Raw genomic sequence first — 17874 nt, forward strand, 5'->3', positions numbered from 1 at the left:
TTTACTTTGCTTCGGTATGATATCCCGATGGGTATTCTTCAATTGCGAGGTATTTGGAAGCCTAGATTTACGCGAAATGGACTTCTGACGATAGTGGCTGCTGTATCGCTGTTTCGCCTTGGGACGAATCAGCTCTTGAGTGAACAAAAGACAGCGACGCGGCTGAAGACGATTGCGTTTATGACTGACTTCGATGTAAAGGACGACGCGGTTGGAATCTGCAAGGCAGTCATGGATGGAATCGCGCCCGGGGTGCGGATCCTGGACATCACCCATGAGGTGACACCATATGCGATCGAGGAAGGAGCCAGGTTCTTGGCTGGCTCTTCACCTTACTTTGCGGATGATGCTGTGTTTGTCGTGGTTATCGATCCTACGGTGGGGAGTGCACGGAAGGCGATCATTGCCAAGTCTAAGAGAGGGCAATTCTTTGTCCTGCCGGACAACGGGCTGCTGACGTTGGTTCAAGATCGGGATGGGATTATCGCGGCCCGGGAGATTACGAATCCAGCCTGGATGATTGGAGCGAAGCTATCGTCCACGTTTCATGGACGGGATATCTTTTCTCCGGCCGCGGCGCATCTGGCGCGTGGGGACGACTGGACTTCGGCAGGGCCGGAGCTGAAGGTCGCTTCGTTGGTGCGATTGGATATCCAGACAGCCAACGTGGATGCGACGGGACTCCATGGAAGGGTGATCGGAACGGATGGGCCGTTTGGGAATCTGGTCTTGAATGTTCCAGCCGAGACCTTTACGAAGCTGGGGTACAGGCTAGGGGAGAAGGTTCCTTTGGTGCTGGATGGAAAGAAGTATGAGTTTGCCTTCGTAAAGACGTTCAGCGATGTCCCGGTTGGTGAGCCGCTTTTCTATATCGATTCGCGTGGCAGGTTAAGCCTGGCGATCAATCAGAGAGATTTCTCCAAGACGTATGCAGTGTCCGAGGGAGCTGAGATCTCTATCCCGAATAAGCCTTAGGGGACTAGGGATAGAGATTTAGTTATCGTTGTCTTTACCCGGGTTCTTTCTGTTTCGCTCTGTATCTCGTAGTCGCCTGACCTTGTCGATCTGTTGTTCGGTTTTGCGGATGTCCTGTTCGGCGTTGTGGAGCTCGTCTCGTACTTGCTTATCGGAGAGGGTTCGTCCGCCCGAACCTATCGCGGTCTGGCTGCCATCGGCCCCGATTGCGATTCGCGTTCCATTGCTGCCAGCGTAGACGACGCTGCCGTCCGCGCCCTTCGAGTAGTGCGTGCCATCTGAGCCGGTGTAGGCGATGCTACCATCTGCTCTTTTCGAGAGTTTGGTGCCGCTCGGACTGCTATAGGTTGTGCTTCCATCCGCACCTTCGACCAGACGGGTATCGTCCGCGCCGCGATAGACGCTGCTGCCGTCGCTCCCGGCCTTGATGTTCAGACCATCTTTACCGACGATGACTTTGCTGCCGTCGGCGCCCGAGATGATCTTGACGCCATCTTTGCCGATGTAGACGCTGCTGCCGTCCTCACTCGTAATGTTGAAACGGTTGGAGGCTGGGGGTGCGGGCGGGGCTGGCGGGAGGGGAGACAGGTTCGCCTTCTTGAAGGCGATGTCGCCTTCGCTGGTGCTAATGCGGATGAGAGATCCGCCCTTGCCTACAGTTCCCGCGAATTTTTTATGGGATTTGTTCTCTTCGGTGGGAAAGGAGTAGTCGTTCTCGATGTCACCATTAGTGGTTTCAGCCTGGACGGTGAAGTTAGCGTGTTCGGGAACGGTCAAATTGACGGAGCCACTGCGGTTTTCGATGGTGACGTTGCCGAGGGGCGGTGCGCTGGTAAGTTCGACGGAGCCGTTGCGATTGGTGACGGAGAGATCGCCGGAGATGCGGTCGAGCGTGATGTTGCGGTTGCGGGTGATGAGAGTTACGGGGCCAACGGCCTCGGAGGCGGAGAGGTCGGAGTTGTTGGCGATCTCGACCTCGCCGTCGAGGCGCGCGAGCTGAAGGTCGGTGCGGCTGGTGTGGAACTTGACGACGGAGCGAATGCGTTCCAGACGAGTGGTGCCAAAGAATTCGCCGCGGAGGTTTACGGCCCCGCCGATATCGGAGAGGGTGAGGTCGCGGCCTCGGCCTTCGAGGGTTATGTCTCCGGTGACGCTGTGGGCGGCGAACGAGGATCCGCCGTTGTTGATGCGGGTGGTGACGGCTCCGCCGATGGCACTCAGTTCGACGTCGCCGTGATTTGCTGTGACGTTGACCGGGGCTTTGATGGAGTTGACGTGCACGTCGCCGTGATTGGCCATGATGGTGACAGGGGAGACGAGGGGCACGGTGACGGTCAGGTCGGCGTGAGTGCCTTCGAGCGAGGGCACGGTTAGATTGAGGCTGCTCCCGAAGCTTCCATTGGGAGTGGTATTGATTTGGGGGTTGAGCTCTCGAGCGCGGCTGTCCGCGTCCGAGTCGGAGCGGGTGTAGACCTCTTTGTGGACGGTGACGTGGATCTGGTTGTCGTCACTGGTGCCGGAGACCGTAACGTCGCCCCGGGGGTTGCTGATGTTGAGCATCGTATTCGCAGGGAAGGCCTGGTCGAGGGTCTGATCGCTCTCGTGTTTATCGCCGAGGAACTGATCGATGTTGTCCTGATTGATGCTGAAGCCGTGCGCGAGGAAGTTGCGGCCGGCGTCGTTGTAGCCGTTGAAGGCTATTCCAGCTACGACGATCAGGACGAGCAGGGTGATGACTCCGCCTCCGACGTTGTGGCGGATGTAGGGAGCGTTCCCGTTTTGTTGGCTGGCTCGTTGGGCGTTGCGGTCGAAGACCCACTCGATGAGCAAGACGACGCCGATTGCCACCAGGAGCAAAGGCCAAAAGTGGCCGAACCAGAAGCCAAACCGGTAGAAAGAGAGGTGGCCGAGTTGGATAAGGAGGAAGACCACTCCGGCGGCGACGACCAGCAGAGGGCCGACGATGGAGCCACGCCGCATGCCGCGGAGGTGCGCACGGTAGGCGTCGCGCTGGGCCCGCACTATGTCACGCTGGGCTCGGGCCTGATCCCTGAGAACGCGGCGCTGATACTTCCAGTCCGGGCCGTAGGGCGGACCTGGAGGTGGTGGTGGATAGGGTGGAGGATAGCCTGCCATGTTTATCTCCCTTCCTGGTCGTGCGTGTTGTCGGAGGGGACGATGGAGGTGGTGGTGGCGGCTGGGGCCGGCGTGGCTGCCTGAGCGGCGGAGGGCGGATACGGATAGCCGGTCATGACAGTTCTGCTGTAGGCGGCGCGTTCAAAGATGGTCATCAGCCCAGCGACGATGATGAAGAGCGGCCAGCTATGGCCCCAGGAGAGGATGTCAAAGGTGGCCAGAAGAAAGATGACTCCGACGAGGACGATCCAGATGGAGCCGCGCAGGGCGCGGAAGACCCGGATCTGGTAGGTCGAAGTCCCGTCATCGGCGAGGCTGCCGCCGGTATCGGTCATTTTGCGGACGAAGATCCAGATCCCCAAGGCGATAAGAAGGAATGGGGTGACGTGGCGGGCTGGGAAGCCATGCAATATGCCCAGGTTTCCGACGAGGAAGAAGACTCCCAGGCCGATCAGCCAGATCGCTCCGACGGGGAAGCGATTGCGAGAGGCGGCGTTCGGGTCCACGTAGGGATCGTTCGATGGGAAGGGCGCGCCGTAGGGTGGCACAGGCGGAACCGGAGGGACGGTGTAGTTATATCCTTCAGCCGGTGCGCCCCAACTGGAGGCGGGCGGGGTGTAGGGAGGATATCCCGCCGCGGCATAGGGCGGATTGGCAGGATTCGCCTCGTGCGGCATCGGGGCTGCCGCGGGCCAGGCCTTGCCGAAGCCGAGTCTCTCCGCGAGCTCGTTCAGGCCGAAGGGATTGGGAAGCGGGGTCCCCGCGAGACGGGCGCGGGCGGTGTGATTGGCCTCGATGGCCTGGTAGACGATCCAGCCGGCTACGAAGAGGCCGAAGATATCGTGCTCACTGGCTAGACTGACGAGGATCACGAAGACGGCGAGGTGGACGACTCCCTTTGCATACTGGCCGTTGTACATTGCGCCGACGCCCGGAATGAAGCCGAGGAGCGTGGCAAGGGCGGGACTGGGAGAGCCTGGGACGCGAGGCGGCGGGATGACACTGTCGACGACGTAGTTTACGTTTGCCGAATTTGCTTCGTAGGGATAGGACGTGGCGTTCGGGGGCGCTCCCACGCCTGCAAGGCGAGCAGCGAGACAGGGTTCGCAGAATACGGCGGAGCCGACGCTTCGAGTGCACTCCTGGCAGAGGGGCTTACCGCAGTTCTGGCAAAAGGCTACACGTTCACGATCAGAATGGTTTGCACAGTTCATACCAGTCTCCCTTCTTTTATTTTTACTTGGCTGTCGTTCGTGATGCATGGGGCAGTGTCGGGAGAAAGAATTGCAAGGCTCTGCAATAGGGGAGGCGCAGGGGAGAGATCTGGGATGCGACGGACGAGGCCGGCTACAACGTAGCGCGAGTTATCGCCAGGGCTGGCGGCCGGGCTCTCGCGGCGGCTGGTGCCAGGGCGGGGGACAGGTTTGCGTTTTTGGTTCTCCTGATCCGGCTGACCTGTCTGTCCGTTGGGGTTGCCGCCCGAGGGCTTCGCATCGGGGTTGTCGGGGGCAGACTGGACGGGCGCGGCAACGGGGAGGCTGTTCTCTACATCGGAGGAGCGCTGCAGGTCGTGGACGCGGGACTCCAGCTCATAGACGACGCGCAGGTTGTCATAGTAGCGGACGACGTGGGCGTTGGCCTCCGAGAGGCTTCGCTTGAGACTCGAAGGGCGCAGATCGCTTGCCCGGAGTTGAGTGAGTTTGAGGCCGGTGAGATTCAAAGTGAGGGCTACGGAGAAGAACGCCATCGCCGCAGTCATGGCTAACCGGGGTTGAAGCAGATTATGCCCTAAGGCCCGGAGATTGAGGATGGCAGCGAAACGATTGCGGAAGGGCAGAACGTTCGAGGAGCTCGCTGCGGCTTCCAGGTGTATTCCTACCGTGGGGCGGCTCAGAAGCGTATTGGAGGGCACGAGGAAGGGCGAATGCGCGTTTCCTTTCGTGGCCGAAGCAGATGCGCCGCTGGTGCTGGCGAGGATGCGGTCTAAAAGAGCGGCGGAGGGTTCGGGGCGGGGATACTTGAGCATCTCCAGCCAGGCGGTTCCACGTTGGGCGTCCGCCATCATCTCGCTGCAGCTTACACAACTGAGGAGATGGAGATCGAAGATGGACTGATCTGCGGGGGAGAGGGTGCCGTCCAGCGCATCCATCAGCATTGCTTCGCACTGGGCACAATGCTGGGGATTGCCCGACTGCGAGGGCTTTGCGGTGCCGAATTGGTTGAGGTCCTGCTTCTTGTCTGGCACTTAAATCACCTGCCCTTCTATACGTTGCAGAAGCCTTGCAAGTTCCCCGCGACCACGACTGATGCGGCTTTTGACGGTACCTTCCGGGATGCGGAGGACCAACGCAATCTCTTTGTAATCCATATCTTCGAGATCGCGAAGGATGACAGCCTCGCGGAGCTCGGGGGAGAGCTGTTTGAGAGCGGCCTGGACGCGGACTTTGAGCTCGAGACCGGCGACGTGCTGCTCTTGAGAGGGACGGGGATCAGCGAGACGGTCAGCCATGGTGGGGCCATCCTCTTGACCGTCGAAGGTGGCGTCCAGGGAGTCGGAGGCACGGTCGAGACGGGTTCGGCGAAAGTGATCGACCAGGAGATTGCGGGCCAGAGTGGTGATCCAGGTCTGGAAGCTGCCCTTGAGGGTGTCGAAGCTGGCGAGGTTCTTGTAGAGCTTGAGGAAGACGTCCTGGGTCAGATCCTCGGCGTCGGTGGCCGAGCCGGTGAAGCGGTAGCAGATAGCGTAGATGCGGCGATGCTGCGAGACGACGAGCTGCTGCCAGGCCTGCGGATCGCCGGCGATGCATTGGCGGACTAGCCTGCTGACGGCCTCCTGCTCGGCTTCTTGTTCCGGGGTACGCTGCAACTTGGCCTCGGGTGGAGATGTAGATGGTGGAAGCAGTGTATCGCGGGAGGAGGCTGCAGGGGTGGTTTGCGGCAGCGAAGTAACCCTATCGGCACTGGGGCGGGTCAGCCTGTGGAGCGGAAGCCGATGACCGGGGAGGCCGCTCGGAACCGGGATCGCGATGTGTAAAACGCCCATGCGATCTATACGCATGGGCGTTTGGGATTGTTCAACGTCAGATGATTGCTCGAAGAGCCGTCAGATTACAGGGCAGGAGTGAGAACGCCACAGGCGAGGCGGTTTCCGGCGTTGCCAGTCGGATCGGTCTTCATGTCGTCAGCCTTCTCGTGGACCACGATGGAGGTTCCGCCGTTGGCGATAACCGAGTTAGGAGCGTTTGGGTCGAGTGAGATGTAGTTGATGGTAAAGGTGGCTTCGCCGGTGTGACCTTCGCCAACCATGATGTTCTGGGGAAGATCGCCGTCGTGATGACCCATGGGATTCTGGAGACCATGCTGCTTGTTCTCGGGGTTGAAGTGGCCAGCGGCGGACTTGAAGTCTGGGGCTTCGCAGAGGGGTTTGGCGTGAATATGGACTGCGTGCTCGCCAACAGGAAGGTTCTTGAGCTGGATCTTGATGTTTACACCCTTCTTGACCTGCTTAAGGGTGACAGTTCCGGCTTCTTCGCCCTGACTGTTCTTCAGGTCGACCTTGTAGGTCGGACTGGACGATTTCGCGAAGGCGGGCGAAGCGAGGAGGCAAATTGATAGAGCGGCGAGCGGAAAGCGCATAGAGCATTTCTCCTGAAGAAGCTCAATCCAGAATACTCCAGCGATCTGGAGAGGTTTTCGTGATGGGATATAAGATTTTGATGCGAGAAGGTTTCGGCTGGATTAGCGGGATTGAACTCTAGTTTTCTTTGAGGGCGCGATGAATCGAAGAGATTTTTTGCAGGGTTCGGGGAGTCTGGCTGGGTTGGGGTTGGTGGGGTGTGCTCGCCGCGCGGTGGTGGGGGCCGGGGTTCCAGGGTTGCCGTTTTACGATGCGGTTCCGGTGCTGGCGCCGATTCGGGCGCATGAGGACCGGATCTTCCGCATTACGGTGTGTCTTCGTCCGTTCCGGGCGGAGGGTCCGAGGCTGGATGTGGAGCGGGTCGGCGATGCGGTGGTGGTGCATAACTATGGGCATGGCGGAAGCGGCTGGTCGCTCTCGTGGGGTTCGAGCACGATCGCGGTGCGGAAGGCGATGGAGGCGGTCGCGACCGCGGGTGGCAGCAAGGACGTCGCTGTCATCGGGGCGGGAGCTCTGGGGCTTACTTCGGCTTCGCTGCTGCAGCGGGCGGGCGCGAAGGTGACGATCTACGCGAAGGAGCAAGCTCCGTTTGTGCGGTCTTCGCGGGCGACTGGATCCTGGACGCCTGACTCGCGGGTGGCGCTGACGGCCAAGGCTGCTCCGGGATTCGGGGCGCTTTGGGAGGAGATGGCGCGGACCTCGTTTGCCATGTATCAGAGTTACCTGGGGATGGCGGGGAATCCGATCGAGTATACGGATCGCTATGCGCTCTCGGACCTGAGTCCGCAGGAGGAGCAGGCGAAGCCGAGGGAACCGGAGCGGATCGAGTTTGCGCAGTATCGGAGCCGCATTCGGGACCTTACGCCGCGGCCGACCTCTCTGCCGCCGGGAAGTCATCCGTTTCCAACGAAGTATGCGTGGCGGAGCACTTCGCTGACGTTCAATGTGGCGGACTACTCGCGGCAGTTGACTACGGACTTCCTGATTGCAGGCGGGAAGATCGAGACGACCGAGTTTCACACGCCTTCGGAGCTTAGTGCCCTGCCGCAGAAGGTGATCATTAATTGCACCGGATATGGGGCGCGGGCGCTGTGGAAGGACGAGTCGATTACGCCGGTTCGGGGGCAGATTGCCTGGCTGATTCCGCAGCCGGAGGTGAACTATGGGCTGGGCTTCGGGAGCCTAAACGTGCTGGCACGCCGGGACGGGATCGTGATGCAGACCAACGAGCAAGGCGATGCCACGGGGTGGAACGATGCCAACGAGACGCCGGACCGGGGCGAGGCTGACCGGGCCGTGCAGATGCTGGCAGCGATGTATGCCCGGATGGCTGTCCCGGCGGGTGGGCGGCGGGCTTCGGCTTGAGACCCCCTCCCCCGGGGTATTTGCCCAAATTCTTCATTTCATTTGGTTTGGGCTTGGACTTTTCTTGCTGTAGTCGCGGCCTAAAACTGCAACTGCAACGACAAAAAAAATACAGGGGTTCTTCGCTGCGCTCAGAATGACGACGTAAAGCGTAAAACAGCAACTTCAATTGCGCTCCAACTACAGCAGCAGCTACTGCACAGTGCTCTGGCATCTGGTTCGATGGCTTGTCTTTTTTGAAAGATCTTGAGGTGCTTTCGCCTTCGGTACGCTTGGTTGTCTGAACTTTACTTCTATTTCTATTTTATCGAGTGGCGCATAACTTAAGTGCCACTTGGATGTCTCTGGTTTGGAAGGGGTTAGGTTGAATTGGGGCTTGACAAGGTATTTTGCTGGAGATTTTGAGGGTGCGATTGTAAGTGGTTTGTTTTTAGTTGGTTGGGGTTAGCTCTAGCTGCTCGGAGTGGTGTTCGTCGAGGTAGGGCTGGAAGTGGGCGCGGCAGCGGGCTTCGTAGAGGCCGGCGGCTCCGACTACGACGAGCTCCTGGCTTTGGCCGAGCCGCTGGGTGTGGATGGCGGGGGCTCCGCAGGTCATGCAGACGGCGGAGAGCTTGGTGACCTCGTCGGCGATGGCCATGAGGTTGGGGATGGGGCCGAAGGGTTCGGCGTTGAAGGTGGTGTCGAGGCCGGCGATGAGGATGCGCTTGCCGAGGTGGACCAGTTCGACGGTGAGGGAGATGATGGCGCTGTCGAGGAACTGAGCCTCGTCGATGCCGATGACGTCGATCTCGGCGAGGTTGGGGAAGAGGGCGGCCTTGAGGTCTTCGGTGGTGGCGACGGTGACGGCCTCATGGGTCTGGGCGCTGTGGCTGGCGATGGCGGTGCGGTGGTAGCGGAGGTCGATGTCGGGCTTGTAGCAGGCGACGCGCTGGCGGGCGATGCGGGCTCGCTTGAGGCGGCGGATGAGCTCTTCGGATTTGCCGGAGAACATGGGGCCGGTGATGACTTCAATGCGGCCAGGGGCGTGGATGGTCATGGTAGAGAGAGCCTTTGGGGCGGGGTATGTCTTGCTTTCGTTCCAGGAGGGTTTGGTGCTTTCTTGTCTCTTGCGGGAGGTGATCGAGGAGATGCTTGTTTCCCGCGGCCTGGTTCGTCTTTTTATCCTACAGGTGGGTGAGATGGAAAAAGGATTGGCACCTGCGTTTGTGGCCGGGGAAGAGTCTAGATCCCACCCTTCGCATGAGACAAAGGCGCGAAGGATGGGGCACCCGGGAGGTTGTGGTGGGTGAAGAGAACAGGCAACGGCGTTGGGTTGGTGTGAGGTTTGTTCGACCTGGAGTTGTGGGGCTGGGGGAGTAAGGCGGTCGTGCTTCGCACGATACCCCACCCTATTTGCGATGAGACTGCAAAAAGGATGGGGCACCCGCGTTTGTGGCAGGGGAGAGAAGAGGATAGACGACGGTGTTGGGGATGGTAATGGGGGTTGCGGGAATGTCGGAGCAATAGGCACTTGGGTCGGCGAATTTTAACAAAGAAGATCGGGGTTGGCCGTGCTAGTGTTTGGAAACAATGAAGATATGGGCCTTAATTGCAGTTTATGGAGTCGTGTGGCTCATGACTGGATGCGGAGGGACGCCGGCTCCGGTAGTAAAGGCTGTCGACACGAGTCTGCTTGCCGGAAACTGGCAGCTTACGGATTCGATGCCGAGCGGTTTATTCATTTTGGGACAGCAGAATCCTTTCCGGCTTGCGGTGAATTTTGATGTGTCCGGAAATGTGATCTCGGCGACCGGTGTTGTGAATGACCACTGTACGAACAGTTCTGTCCCCTCCGGTGTTTCGTTCGGCTTGCTGTCGACGACTGGCACTATCGCGCCTGATGGGAGCTTTACCGTGCAGACGCAGGGGAATTTACCGGCGTCGCAGATGGTGACGATTCAGGGTTCGATGCCGAAGACTGCTGGCGGGCCATGGTCGGGGACCTACTCCTCTGCGTTGAGCTCGCCATTGCCTGGGGGATGTACGGAGAGTAGTTCGGGATCGTTTACTGCGACCCCATTTGCCCTTGTGAACGGGACCTATGCGGGAGCGGCGACGGGGGGAGGAATTATCAGCGGTCAAGCGGGTGCGCCGGTGGTTCCTCCGCCGACGAGCATCGAGATAACGGTTCAACAGGGCGGAGATGCGTCGATCCAGGTGGGGAGCTTGCGGTTTCCGAAGATCTCGATTCTGACGGGCAGCATACGGGTACAAGGGTCGAGTTGTTTCGCCTCGGGTACGACGGATGGGACGTTGTTGAGCAACATCGAAGGGAACAAGATTGAACTGGTGTTTGCCATGGACGATGGGTCGATGATGCGGCTGTCGGGGTCGCTGACGGATGCGACGGAGTCTCAGATCACGGCCGGCTTGGTGCTTGTGACGGGCGGCCGATGTGGAGCCAGCTCGCCTTATACGTTTGTGGCCAGGGTGCTTGACCGGAAGCCTTGAGTTGTTGGCGACTTGGTCTGACGGTGTGGGTCTGCCGTGTGCTTCATGAAAAACGGGATTTCGTGAGCTTCACTTTCTGATCCTGCCTCTAAGGCAGGACGTGGGAATCCCTGCGGGATTCCCACGTCCTGCAGCCTTTACGACGAGTGGCGTTTGTGGCTGGGGAAGAGTCTAGATCCCACCCTTCGCATGAGACAGAGGCGCGAAGGATGGGGCACCCGGGCTGTTGGGGTGGGTTGAAGAGAACAGACGGCGCGTTGGGGTTGGTAATGTTCTTTTGACCCCGAGTTGTGGGTTGGGAGAAGAAAACGGTCGTGCTTTGCACGATACCCCACCCTATTTGCGATGAGACTGCAAAAAGGGTGGGGCACCCGGATTTGTGGCGGGGGTGGAGAGCGGAGGTCCCACTCTTCGCGAGAGACTATATGGGTGGCATGGATTGGTGGAAGGGTTGTACGGTTCGATTTCTTGAAGGGAATTTCGGTAATGAAGGCGATGAGGGTTACAGGCTGGGTTTTGCTAGGCGTTGCGCTGATCGTTTTGGTTGGGGCGATCACGATCAAGGTGCGTGGCTTTCGAGCGACGGAGGAGCCTTCGCACTTCGAAGCTGCTGTCGCGCGTGGCGTGCGCAACTTCGCCATCCCCAGGGCCGAAGCCCGTCGTGCGAATCCGTACCCGAGCGATACTCTTGCGGTGCAGCAGGGCCGCGAGCTGTTCTTGACTCGCTGTGCTACCTGTCATGGAGTCGACGGACGCGGGACGACGCCGATCGGCAGGAACACCTATCCGCGCGTGCCGGACCTTCATGCAGGTGCGACTCAAGACCTTTCGGATGGACAGATTCACTCCATCATTGAAGACGGTGTGCAACTGAGCGGAATGCCGGCGATGCCTGGTCTCCGTTCGCCGGCAAAGGAAGATAGTTGGGCTCTTGTCTCTTATATTCGCAGCCTGCGCACTCCTTCGAGCGCCGATGTGAGATTGCTGCAGGCCTCCACTGAGGGTGCTCGCTATGTGGGTTCTCAGTCTTGTGAGCGCTGCCACTCGGCCATTTACGAGCGATGGAAGAAGACCCCGATGGCGAATGTCGTTCGCGATCCCCGCGAGCAGCCCGATGCCATCCTTCCCGACCTGAAGACGAACGATGTTGCAAAGTTCACGGCCGACCAGGTGGCACTCGTCTATGGCAGCATCTGGAAGCAGCGCTACTTCACTAAGGTTGGAGACGATTATTACCCGCTATCGGCTCAGTGGGACATCGGCAATAAGAAGTGGATGAAGTACCACGTCGCAGACACGGGCGCCGACTGGTGGGCCGCCTTCTATCCCTCGGACAATATGCAGCGCCCGACCGGGCCGACGTGTGACGGGTGCCATTCGGTGGATTACGACATCCACACGAAGAAGGTCGCGGAGTGGAATGTAGGATGTGAACGCTGCCATGGACCGGGTAGTGAGCACGTTGCTCATCCGACGCGCTTGAATATTCAAAATCCTTCGCAGATGGATTCTGTGGCTTCGAACGATACCTGCATTCAGTGCCACTCGCAGGGCCAACCAAAGACGAAGATCATCGAAGGTAAGGCCTATGACTGGCCTGTAGGCTACGAGGTGGGCAAGCGTCTGCAGGACTACTGGAGTCTTGAAGACATGACGCTTGGGCAGACAGACTTTCTGCACTTTGCGGATGGCACTGCGCATAAGAACCGGATGCAGGGCAATGACTTTATCCAGAGCGTGATGTATGAGAAGGGCGTCACCTGTGCCTCATGCCATGACGTTCATGGAACCGCGAACTATGCTCAATTGCGTAAGCCTGCGGACAAGATCTGTCTCGATTGCCATGCTGCGAACTCGCCGAACGGTCCTCATGTTGCCAGTTTGGAAGAGCATACCCATCACAAAGCTGGAAGCCCTGGCAGTCAGTGCATTGCCTGCCACATGCCCAAGATCGAGACGCAGGGTGTACCTGGAGCTTTTGTGCGCTCACATACGTTCAGGTTCATTACTCCGGCGATGACGGAGAAGTACAAGATTCCGAATAGTTGCACGAGTTGTCATATGGACAAGTCGACCGATTGGGCTACTAAGGAACTTCTTGGTTGGAAAGAGATGTCACCGTGGCGTATTGCTCAGAGGTGATTGTTTGTTTCTGCATGAACCGGGGAGTGGTGATCCTTGGATAGGAAGGCGGTCGTGCTTTCGCACGATACCCCACCCTATTTGCGATGAGACTGCAAAAAGGATGGGGCACCCGCGATTGTGGCTGGGGGATAGCTGAGATCCCACCCTTCGCGAGAGACAGAGGCGCGAAGGATTGGGCACCCGGGCTGTTGTGTGAGTACAGCCGTTGGGTTGTGATGGGGCACCTGGTTTGGTGGGGTTGTGGGTTACTTAGTTGTGGGTTACTTGTTCGATTGTTGTTGGGCTAGTTCTTTGTGGTAGGTGGCTTCGTGTTCTAGTACGGCTTTGTGGTAGCCGTTGGGGTCGATCCAGATGGCGGGGCCTTCTTTGGGGAGGCGGTCTAGTTTGGCCAGGAGGTCGAAGTAGGCTCCGTGTGCGCCGAGGAAGATGTCGCAGGGCAGGGCTTTGAGGGTGGCGAAGGTGTGGTCGAAGTCTGTGGTGATGCCGGGGTAGGCGGCCGGTCTTCCGTGGCTGGGGATGAGCGGTACGCCGGGGTTGAGTCCCCAGCCGCCGACGATGACGACGTTGAGGGTGCGGCCGTTTTCGTGGGTCTGCATGGTCCAGGCGGTGCAGCCGCGGGTGTGTCCGGGGGTCTTGTGGGCGGTGATGGTGGTGCCGCCCAAGGTGACGGTGTCGAGGTCGTGCAAGGTGCGGTCGACGCGGGCGGGAGGGAAGCGCTGGATGGTGGGATCGAAGTCGGTGGCTCCGCCGGATTGGATGACTTCGACGTCGCCGTCCATGACCATGTGCTGGGCGTGGGTCTCTCTGAGGACCTCGGCTGCGCCGGCGGCGTGATCGTAGTGAGCCTGACTGCTGAGGAGGATTTTGGTGTCGGTCCAGCGGAGGCCTAGTTGTTCGACGCTGTGGCGGATCTGGGCGGGGGAGGACTCGAGGTTGGCGTTTATGAGGATGTTGCCCTTGGGGGTGGTGATGAGGTAGGCGGCGAGGTCGCGCGATCCGACGTAGTAGAGGTTGCCGGAGATCTTGAAGGGGGCGATGGGGGTGGTCCAGTCGGCGGGGACGGCGCGGCAGGGCAGAGTTGCGAAGGTGAGGAGTAGAGCGAGGAAGAGGCGAATTTTCATGTGTAGTGCCAAGGTATCGCGGGGAGGAGTGTGGGAATCGCTTGTAACCGCAGGAGTAAACATGGCTCCGCCTGCGGGGAGTTCTTCAGGAGCGCGGGCTGTTGTTTGGTGTTAGGGGAGGGGCTGCCAGAGCTCGAGGCGGTTGCCTTCGGGATCGGTGATCCAGGCGAAGCGGCCGTAGGATGCGTCCTCGCGTTTGGGGTCGATGGAGACGTTTGCGGCGGCGAGCTGGGTGAGGAGGGCGTCCAGGTCGTCGACGCGGTAGTTCACCATGGCGGTTTGTGGGCTGGGGCCGAAATACTCGGTGTCGCTGGGGAAGAGGGACCAGGTGGTCATGCCGGTGGTGGCTGGGACTTCGTCGCTCCAGAGGAAGGTGGCTCCGCCGTAGTCGCTGAGCTGGATGCCGAGGTGTTGGGCGTACCAAGCTGTGAGGGCTTTGGGATCGCGGGCGCGGAGAAAGACTCCGCCTATGCCGGTGACTCTTGCCATGGTGATCTCCCTGCTTGTGCCAGTGAAGCTGAGATGAGGTTAGAGCTTTTCTACATGGACGGCGGTCCCGTAGGCAAGAACTTCCGTGACGCCATTCATGATTTCGTTGGCGTCGTAGCGGAAGGAGATGATGGCGTTGGCTCCCATCTGGTGGGCGTGGAGGGCCATCATGGCGAAAGAGTCCTGGCGGGTCTTTTCGCAGAGCTCGGTGAAGATGGTGATGTCGCCGCCGACCAGGGTTTGGAGGCCGGCTCCGATGGTGCCGAAGATGTTGCGGGAGCGGACGACGATTCCGCGGACGATGCCGAGGTTGCGGACGACCTTGTAGCCGGGGAGCTCGAGCGCGGTGGTGACGAAGGAGGGGTCGAGGGCGGATTGCGGTGGCGGGTAGGTCGACATGAGGGCAGGCCTCCGAAGGCTGCTTCAGGAGGTACGGGCGAGGAGGTCGAGGAGTTCCGTTACGTGGCCCTGGTCGATGGTGTAGGCGGCGAGCTCGATGCCGGCTGCAAGGCCGGGAGCGAGGCCGGCGGTGACGAGGACGGCGGCGGCGTTGAGGAGTACGACCTCGCGGTGGGGGCCGGGGATTCCGCTGAAGATGGCGCGGAGGAGGACGGCGTTGGTGGTGGCGTCTCCGCCGGTGAGGGCTTCGATGGGGACGCGGGTGAGGCCGAACTCTTCGGGGGTGATGGTGCTGAGGGTGATTTTGGAGGTGCCGTCGGGGTGGGTGCGGACCTCAGCGAGCTGGCTGGCGCCGCTGATGGAGAGCTCGTCGAGACCGCCGGAGTTGCCGGTGTCTCCGTGGACGACGAAGGCGTGACGGGTGCCGAGGAGGGCCATGGCCTCGGCGACGAGGGGGACAAGGTGCGGGGCGTAGACGCCCATGACTTGCGAGGAGGCTCCGGCGGGGTTGGTGAGGGGACCGAGGATGTTGAAGATGGTGCGGACGCCGAGGGCTCGGCGGACGGGCATGACGGCCTTCATGGCCGGATGCAGGCTGGGAGCGTGCAGGAAGGCGAAGCGGAGGCGGCGCAGGGCGGCGGTGGCGTCGGAGGGGGAGAGGTCGACGGGGACGCCGAGGGCTTCGAGGACGTCTGCGGAGCCGCACTGCGAGGTAACGGCGCGGTTGCCGTGTTTAGCGACGGAGGCTCCGGCGGCGGTGGCGACGAGGGCGGCGGCAGTGGAGATGTTGAAGGTGCGGCTGCCGTCTCCGCCGGTGCCGCAGGTGTCGACGAGGATGGCCTGCTCGGTGGGCTCGATGGGGAAGGGGGTGGCGGCGGCGCGCATGGTGTCAACGAAGCCGGCGACCTCGGCGGCGGTCTCGCCACGGGCGGCGAGGGCTCCGATGAGGGCGGCGATCTGGATCTCGGAGAGTTGGCCGTTGAGGATGTGCTGCATGAGGTCGCGGGCGTCTTCACGGGGGAGCGTGGCACGGCCTTCGATGACCTGCTTGAGATAGATGTTCGAGGACATTGCATTAAGGGTAGCAGGATGGGAGAGTGGCGTCGTCCTTGTGGGGTGTAGGTGGAAATTGAAGCGGCTTCGAACTGCAAGATGGTGCATGGAAGAATCTTGTGGCGCGGGAATGTTCATACAATCATCGGTTTTGTTTGGCATATAAACTGCTCCGAGCTACTTGCCTGTCTGTCACTCCTGAGAATTTGAGGTCAGCCCCTTGCCGAACCTGTACGCCGGTAGGTTTCCTGCGGTAGTCAACGACGAACAACTCCTCCCCTTTCCCTTACTCAAAACTGGACAACGTCTTTCGGCTGTCTCTGATGTCTCCGATGTCGAGACAGAGGTGGAGTTGGAGGTTGAACGGGTCGTTCCGACCAAGTCTCTGTTGAGCAGAGACTTGGTTTTGGATCACGTCTTTGTGAGTAACGTGCGGTTTTTAGCGATGATCGCGATCGTGTGGGTGCATGCCGAGTTGATGTGGGGCTACTACGCCGGTTCAGCGGCTTATCTGCAGGTGGTTCTGCTGCAGTTGATGAAGTTCGGGACGATCGACTTCTTTCTGATCTCCGGCTTTCTGTTGGGGGAGGGGCTTACGCGATCTTCGCCGCTGCAATATTTTCGGCGGAGGGTGAAGGCTGTCTTTCAGCCCTGGGTCTTTTGGGGTTGCGTGTGGTTTGGGATCGCTCTCTCGGAGAGCCTGATCAAGGTTGGAGGACATGCGCTGGCGGGATCGTCCTTGCGAGTGATCGTGGTGCAGTATTTCAGGTTTGTTTTTACTGAGTCGATCTATTGGTTCGTCCCCAACTTTTTTGTGTGCCTGGCGATCGTGCTGGCTCTTCATCGAAGAGTTTCGGATGTGGTGCAAGGTCTACTCTTTCTGGCGTTCAGCTTGTTTTATGCGGTCAATGCTTATATTGCGGTGATCCCTCCGTTTCATACGGCGGCTTTGTTTGGCTTCGTGTTTTATCTGTGGCTGGGGGCGTTCGCTTATACGCACCGGGCGCGGTGGAGCAGATGGCTCGATGGGGTGCCGTGGTGGAAGCTGATCTTATATACGACGGTCGCGGCTACCACGGCTGTTCTCGAGTTCCATGTCTTGCAGACACGGAACTCACTGGATCCGCATAACACGCTTCGGCTTTCGAATCAGGTGTTCTCGGTGCTGGTAGCTCTGCTGATTGTGAAGTGCAAGAGGACTCTCTATCCGTCGTATATCAAGGTGCGGATGGAGACCTTCGGGATCTTTCTGATCCACCCGATTCTGATGGCCCTGGTTGACATTGGGGTCAAGCCTATCTCGAAGGGGACGAAGAGCTTGTTCTATTCCAATGGACCGATCTCGTTATGCCTGGAGGTGGTCTCGTTCTGCGTGCTTTATTTTGGAGCGTTGATCGCTACCAAGGTTCTTCGGACGGTGCCTCTTCTCGCGTGGACGGTGGGCGGATAGGGTCCGCCCACCGTCCACTATTTCGCGGGAGTGCAGGCGGTTGCGAGGGCTCGGTCGAGCGCGATTGCGCGCAGGGGAGTGGCATCGGACTTATGTGCCGAGAGGTATGTTCCGATTGCCTTGGCCATGTCTATGGAGCAGGTTCCGCTGGCGCGGATGGTGGCGGTCGCCTGCAGTTCCGCCATCAGGGCCGTCTGTACCTGATCCAGTTGCGGACGGATGGTGGCGACCAGGTTGATGGGCGCGTGGGCTGGTGCTTTTCCGGCGCGGCGCCAATCGGCAAGCAGTGCGTATTGAACGATCTTGTTGGCTTCGATCTGGGCTTTGAAGAAGACGGCTACGGGCTCGGGTGCGAGTCCCTTAGACTCTGCGTCCTTTACGGCTCCCTGGATGACCTGCGCTTCGCGAGCGGCGTCCTCGACTGCGGTCTTGCTGTCCCACTTTGAGAGGGCTACCTGTTCTGCGATGGCGAGGCGGCGAGCCGATGTCTCTACCAACGGTTGAAGCTGATCTACTGTGCTCTGTGCCTTTGCCATACCGACGCCACTTACCGCCAAAGCGAACACAGTCGCCAATTGCCTTTGATTGAGCCGCATTGTTCTCCGTAAATTTTT

16 protein-coding genes are annotated in these 17874 nt (G+C 59.8%); 5 read left to right on the top strand and 11 right to left on the bottom strand.

Annotation, left to right across the window (positions count from 1 at the left end; genetic code table 11):
- The first annotated feature begins 135 nt into the window (after window positions 1-135).
- The gene (locus tag HB393_RS04935; RefSeq protein ID WP_255550794.1) at window positions 136-975 is read left to right on the top strand and encodes an SAM-dependent chlorinase/fluorinase; all 840 of its coding nucleotides are present in this window, start codon (window positions 136-138) and stop codon (window positions 973-975) included.
- 18 nt (window positions 976-993) lie between these two features.
- Here the strand turns inward: HB393_RS04935 and HB393_RS04940 are convergent, their stop codons facing one another.
- The 5 genes from HB393_RS04940 to HB393_RS04960 all read right to left on the bottom strand — a co-directional run bounded on the left by HB393_RS04940 (window position 994) and on the right by HB393_RS04960 (window position 6747).
- A complete protein-coding gene (locus HB393_RS04940; RefSeq protein ID WP_213804021.1) occupies window positions 994-3111 on the bottom strand; it encodes a DUF4097 family beta strand repeat-containing protein in 2118 nt (705 codons plus the stop codon).
- Between the two features lie 2 nt (window positions 3112-3113).
- Entirely contained in the window at window positions 3114-4325 is a 1212-nt protein-coding gene (locus HB393_RS04945; RefSeq protein WP_213804022.1) for a B-box zinc finger protein, read from the bottom strand.
- Window positions 4322-5356 carry a zf-HC2 domain-containing protein gene (locus HB393_RS04950; protein WP_213804023.1) on the bottom strand — a complete coding sequence of 345 codons (1035 nt, stop codon included), beginning with the start codon at window positions 5354-5356 and terminating at the stop codon, window positions 4322-4324. The genes HB393_RS04945 and HB393_RS04950 overlap by 4 nt, the downstream gene beginning before the upstream one ends.
- Complete coding sequence (locus tag HB393_RS04955; protein ID WP_213804024.1) at window positions 5357-6154, bottom strand: RNA polymerase sigma factor; 798 nt, start codon at window positions 6152-6154, stop codon at window positions 5357-5359.
- Window positions 6155-6219: 65 nt separating this feature from the next.
- The gene (locus HB393_RS04960; RefSeq protein WP_213804025.1) at window positions 6220-6747 is read right to left on the bottom strand and encodes a superoxide dismutase family protein; all 528 of its coding nucleotides are present in this window, start codon (window positions 6745-6747) and stop codon (window positions 6220-6222) included.
- 139 nt (window positions 6748-6886) lie between these two features.
- Between HB393_RS04960 and HB393_RS04965 the strand changes: the two genes are divergently transcribed.
- Window positions 6887-8113, top strand: a complete 1227-nt coding sequence (locus tag HB393_RS04965; RefSeq protein ID WP_213804026.1) for an FAD-dependent oxidoreductase — start codon at window positions 6887-6889, stop codon at window positions 8111-8113.
- Window positions 8114-8543: 430 nt separating this feature from the next.
- Here HB393_RS04965 and HB393_RS04970 read toward each other — a convergent pair whose 3' ends face one another.
- A complete protein-coding gene (locus HB393_RS04970; protein ID WP_213804027.1) occupies window positions 8544-9149 on the bottom strand; it encodes a thymidine kinase in 606 nt (201 codons plus the stop codon).
- Window positions 9150-9727: 578 nt separating this feature from the next.
- Between HB393_RS04970 and HB393_RS04975 the strand changes: the two genes are divergently transcribed.
- Window positions 9728-10603 carry a hypothetical protein gene (locus HB393_RS04975; protein WP_213804028.1) on the top strand — a complete coding sequence of 292 codons (876 nt, stop codon included), beginning with the start codon at window positions 9728-9730 and terminating at the stop codon, window positions 10601-10603.
- A gap of 486 nt (window positions 10604-11089) precedes the next feature.
- Window positions 11090-12745, top strand: coding sequence for a c-type cytochrome (locus HB393_RS04980; RefSeq protein ID WP_213804029.1), 1656 nt, complete (start codon window positions 11090-11092; stop codon window positions 12743-12745).
- Window positions 12746-13008: 263 nt separating this feature from the next.
- Here HB393_RS04980 and bla read toward each other — a convergent pair whose 3' ends face one another.
- From bla to trpD, 4 genes are all read right to left on the bottom strand, one after another.
- A complete protein-coding gene (gene bla, locus HB393_RS04985; protein WP_213804030.1) occupies window positions 13009-13869 on the bottom strand; it encodes a subclass B3 metallo-beta-lactamase in 861 nt (286 codons plus the stop codon).
- Between the two features lie 111 nt (window positions 13870-13980).
- The gene (locus HB393_RS04990) at window positions 13981-14358 is read right to left on the bottom strand and encodes a VOC family protein (RefSeq protein ID WP_213804031.1); all 378 of its coding nucleotides are present in this window, start codon (window positions 14356-14358) and stop codon (window positions 13981-13983) included.
- A gap of 39 nt (window positions 14359-14397) precedes the next feature.
- Window positions 14398-14757 carry a YbjQ family protein gene (locus HB393_RS04995; RefSeq protein ID WP_213804032.1) on the bottom strand — a complete coding sequence of 120 codons (360 nt, stop codon included), beginning with the start codon at window positions 14755-14757 and terminating at the stop codon, window positions 14398-14400.
- A 24-nt stretch (window positions 14758-14781) separates the two neighbouring features.
- Window positions 14782-15918, bottom strand: coding sequence for an anthranilate phosphoribosyltransferase (trpD, locus tag HB393_RS05000; protein WP_345945041.1), 1137 nt, complete (start codon window positions 15916-15918; stop codon window positions 14782-14784).
- 112 nt (window positions 15919-16030) lie between these two features.
- On the opposite strand from trpD, the gene HB393_RS05005 reads away from it, so the two are divergent.
- The gene (locus HB393_RS05005) at window positions 16031-17260 is read left to right on the top strand and encodes an acyltransferase (RefSeq protein ID WP_213804033.1); all 1230 of its coding nucleotides are present in this window, start codon (window positions 16031-16033) and stop codon (window positions 17258-17260) included.
- Between the two features lie 17 nt (window positions 17261-17277).
- On the opposite strand, the gene HB393_RS05010 is transcribed toward HB393_RS05005, so the two are convergent.
- The gene (locus HB393_RS05010) at window positions 17278-17856 is read right to left on the bottom strand and encodes a chorismate mutase (RefSeq protein WP_213804034.1); all 579 of its coding nucleotides are present in this window, start codon (window positions 17854-17856) and stop codon (window positions 17278-17280) included.
- Window positions 17857-17874: the final 18 nt, after the last annotated feature.

The organism is Granulicella sp. dw_53, from assembly GCF_018449545.1.
GTDB lineage: Bacteria > Acidobacteriota > Terriglobia > Terriglobales > Acidobacteriaceae > Edaphobacter.

Bases quoted from the DNA above. Each gene is read 5' to 3' on its own strand.
- HB393_RS04940 (WP_213804021.1), bottom strand. From the start codon at position 3,111: ATGGCAGGCTATCCTCCACCCTATCCACCACCACCTCCAGGTCCGCCC.
- HB393_RS04945 (WP_213804022.1), bottom strand. From the start codon at position 4,325: ATGAACTGTGCAAACCATTCTGATCGTGAACGTGTAGCCTTTTGCCAG.
- HB393_RS04955 (WP_213804024.1), bottom strand. From the start codon at position 6,154: ATGGGCGTTTTACACATCGCGATCCCGGTTCCGAGCGGCCTCCCCGGT.
- HB393_RS04960 (WP_213804025.1), bottom strand. From the start codon at position 6,747: ATGCGCTTTCCGCTCGCCGCTCTATCAATTTGCCTCCTCGCTTCGCCC.
- HB393_RS04965 (WP_213804026.1), top strand. From the start codon at position 6,887: ATGAATCGAAGAGATTTTTTGCAGGGTTCGGGGAGTCTGGCTGGGTTG.
- HB393_RS04970 (WP_213804027.1), bottom strand. From the start codon at position 9,149: ATGACCATCCACGCCCCTGGCCGCATTGAAGTCATCACCGGCCCCATG.
- HB393_RS04975 (WP_213804028.1), top strand. From the start codon at position 9,728: ATGACTGGATGCGGAGGGACGCCGGCTCCGGTAGTAAAGGCTGTCGAC.
- HB393_RS04980 (WP_213804029.1), top strand. From the start codon at position 11,090: ATGAAGGCGATGAGGGTTACAGGCTGGGTTTTGCTAGGCGTTGCGCTG.
- bla (WP_213804030.1), bottom strand. From the start codon at position 13,869: ATGAAAATTCGCCTCTTCCTCGCTCTACTCCTCACCTTCGCAACTCTG.
- HB393_RS04990 (WP_213804031.1), bottom strand. From the start codon at position 14,358: ATGGCAAGAGTCACCGGCATAGGCGGAGTCTTTCTCCGCGCCCGCGAT.
- HB393_RS04995 (WP_213804032.1), bottom strand. From the start codon at position 14,757: ATGTCGACCTACCCGCCACCGCAATCCGCCCTCGACCCCTCCTTCGTC.
- trpD (WP_345945041.1), bottom strand. From the start codon at position 15,918: ATGCACCATCTTGCAGTTCGAAGCCGCTTCAATTTCCACCTACACCCC.
- HB393_RS05010 (WP_213804034.1), bottom strand. From the start codon at position 17,856: ATGCGGCTCAATCAAAGGCAATTGGCGACTGTGTTCGCTTTGGCGGTA.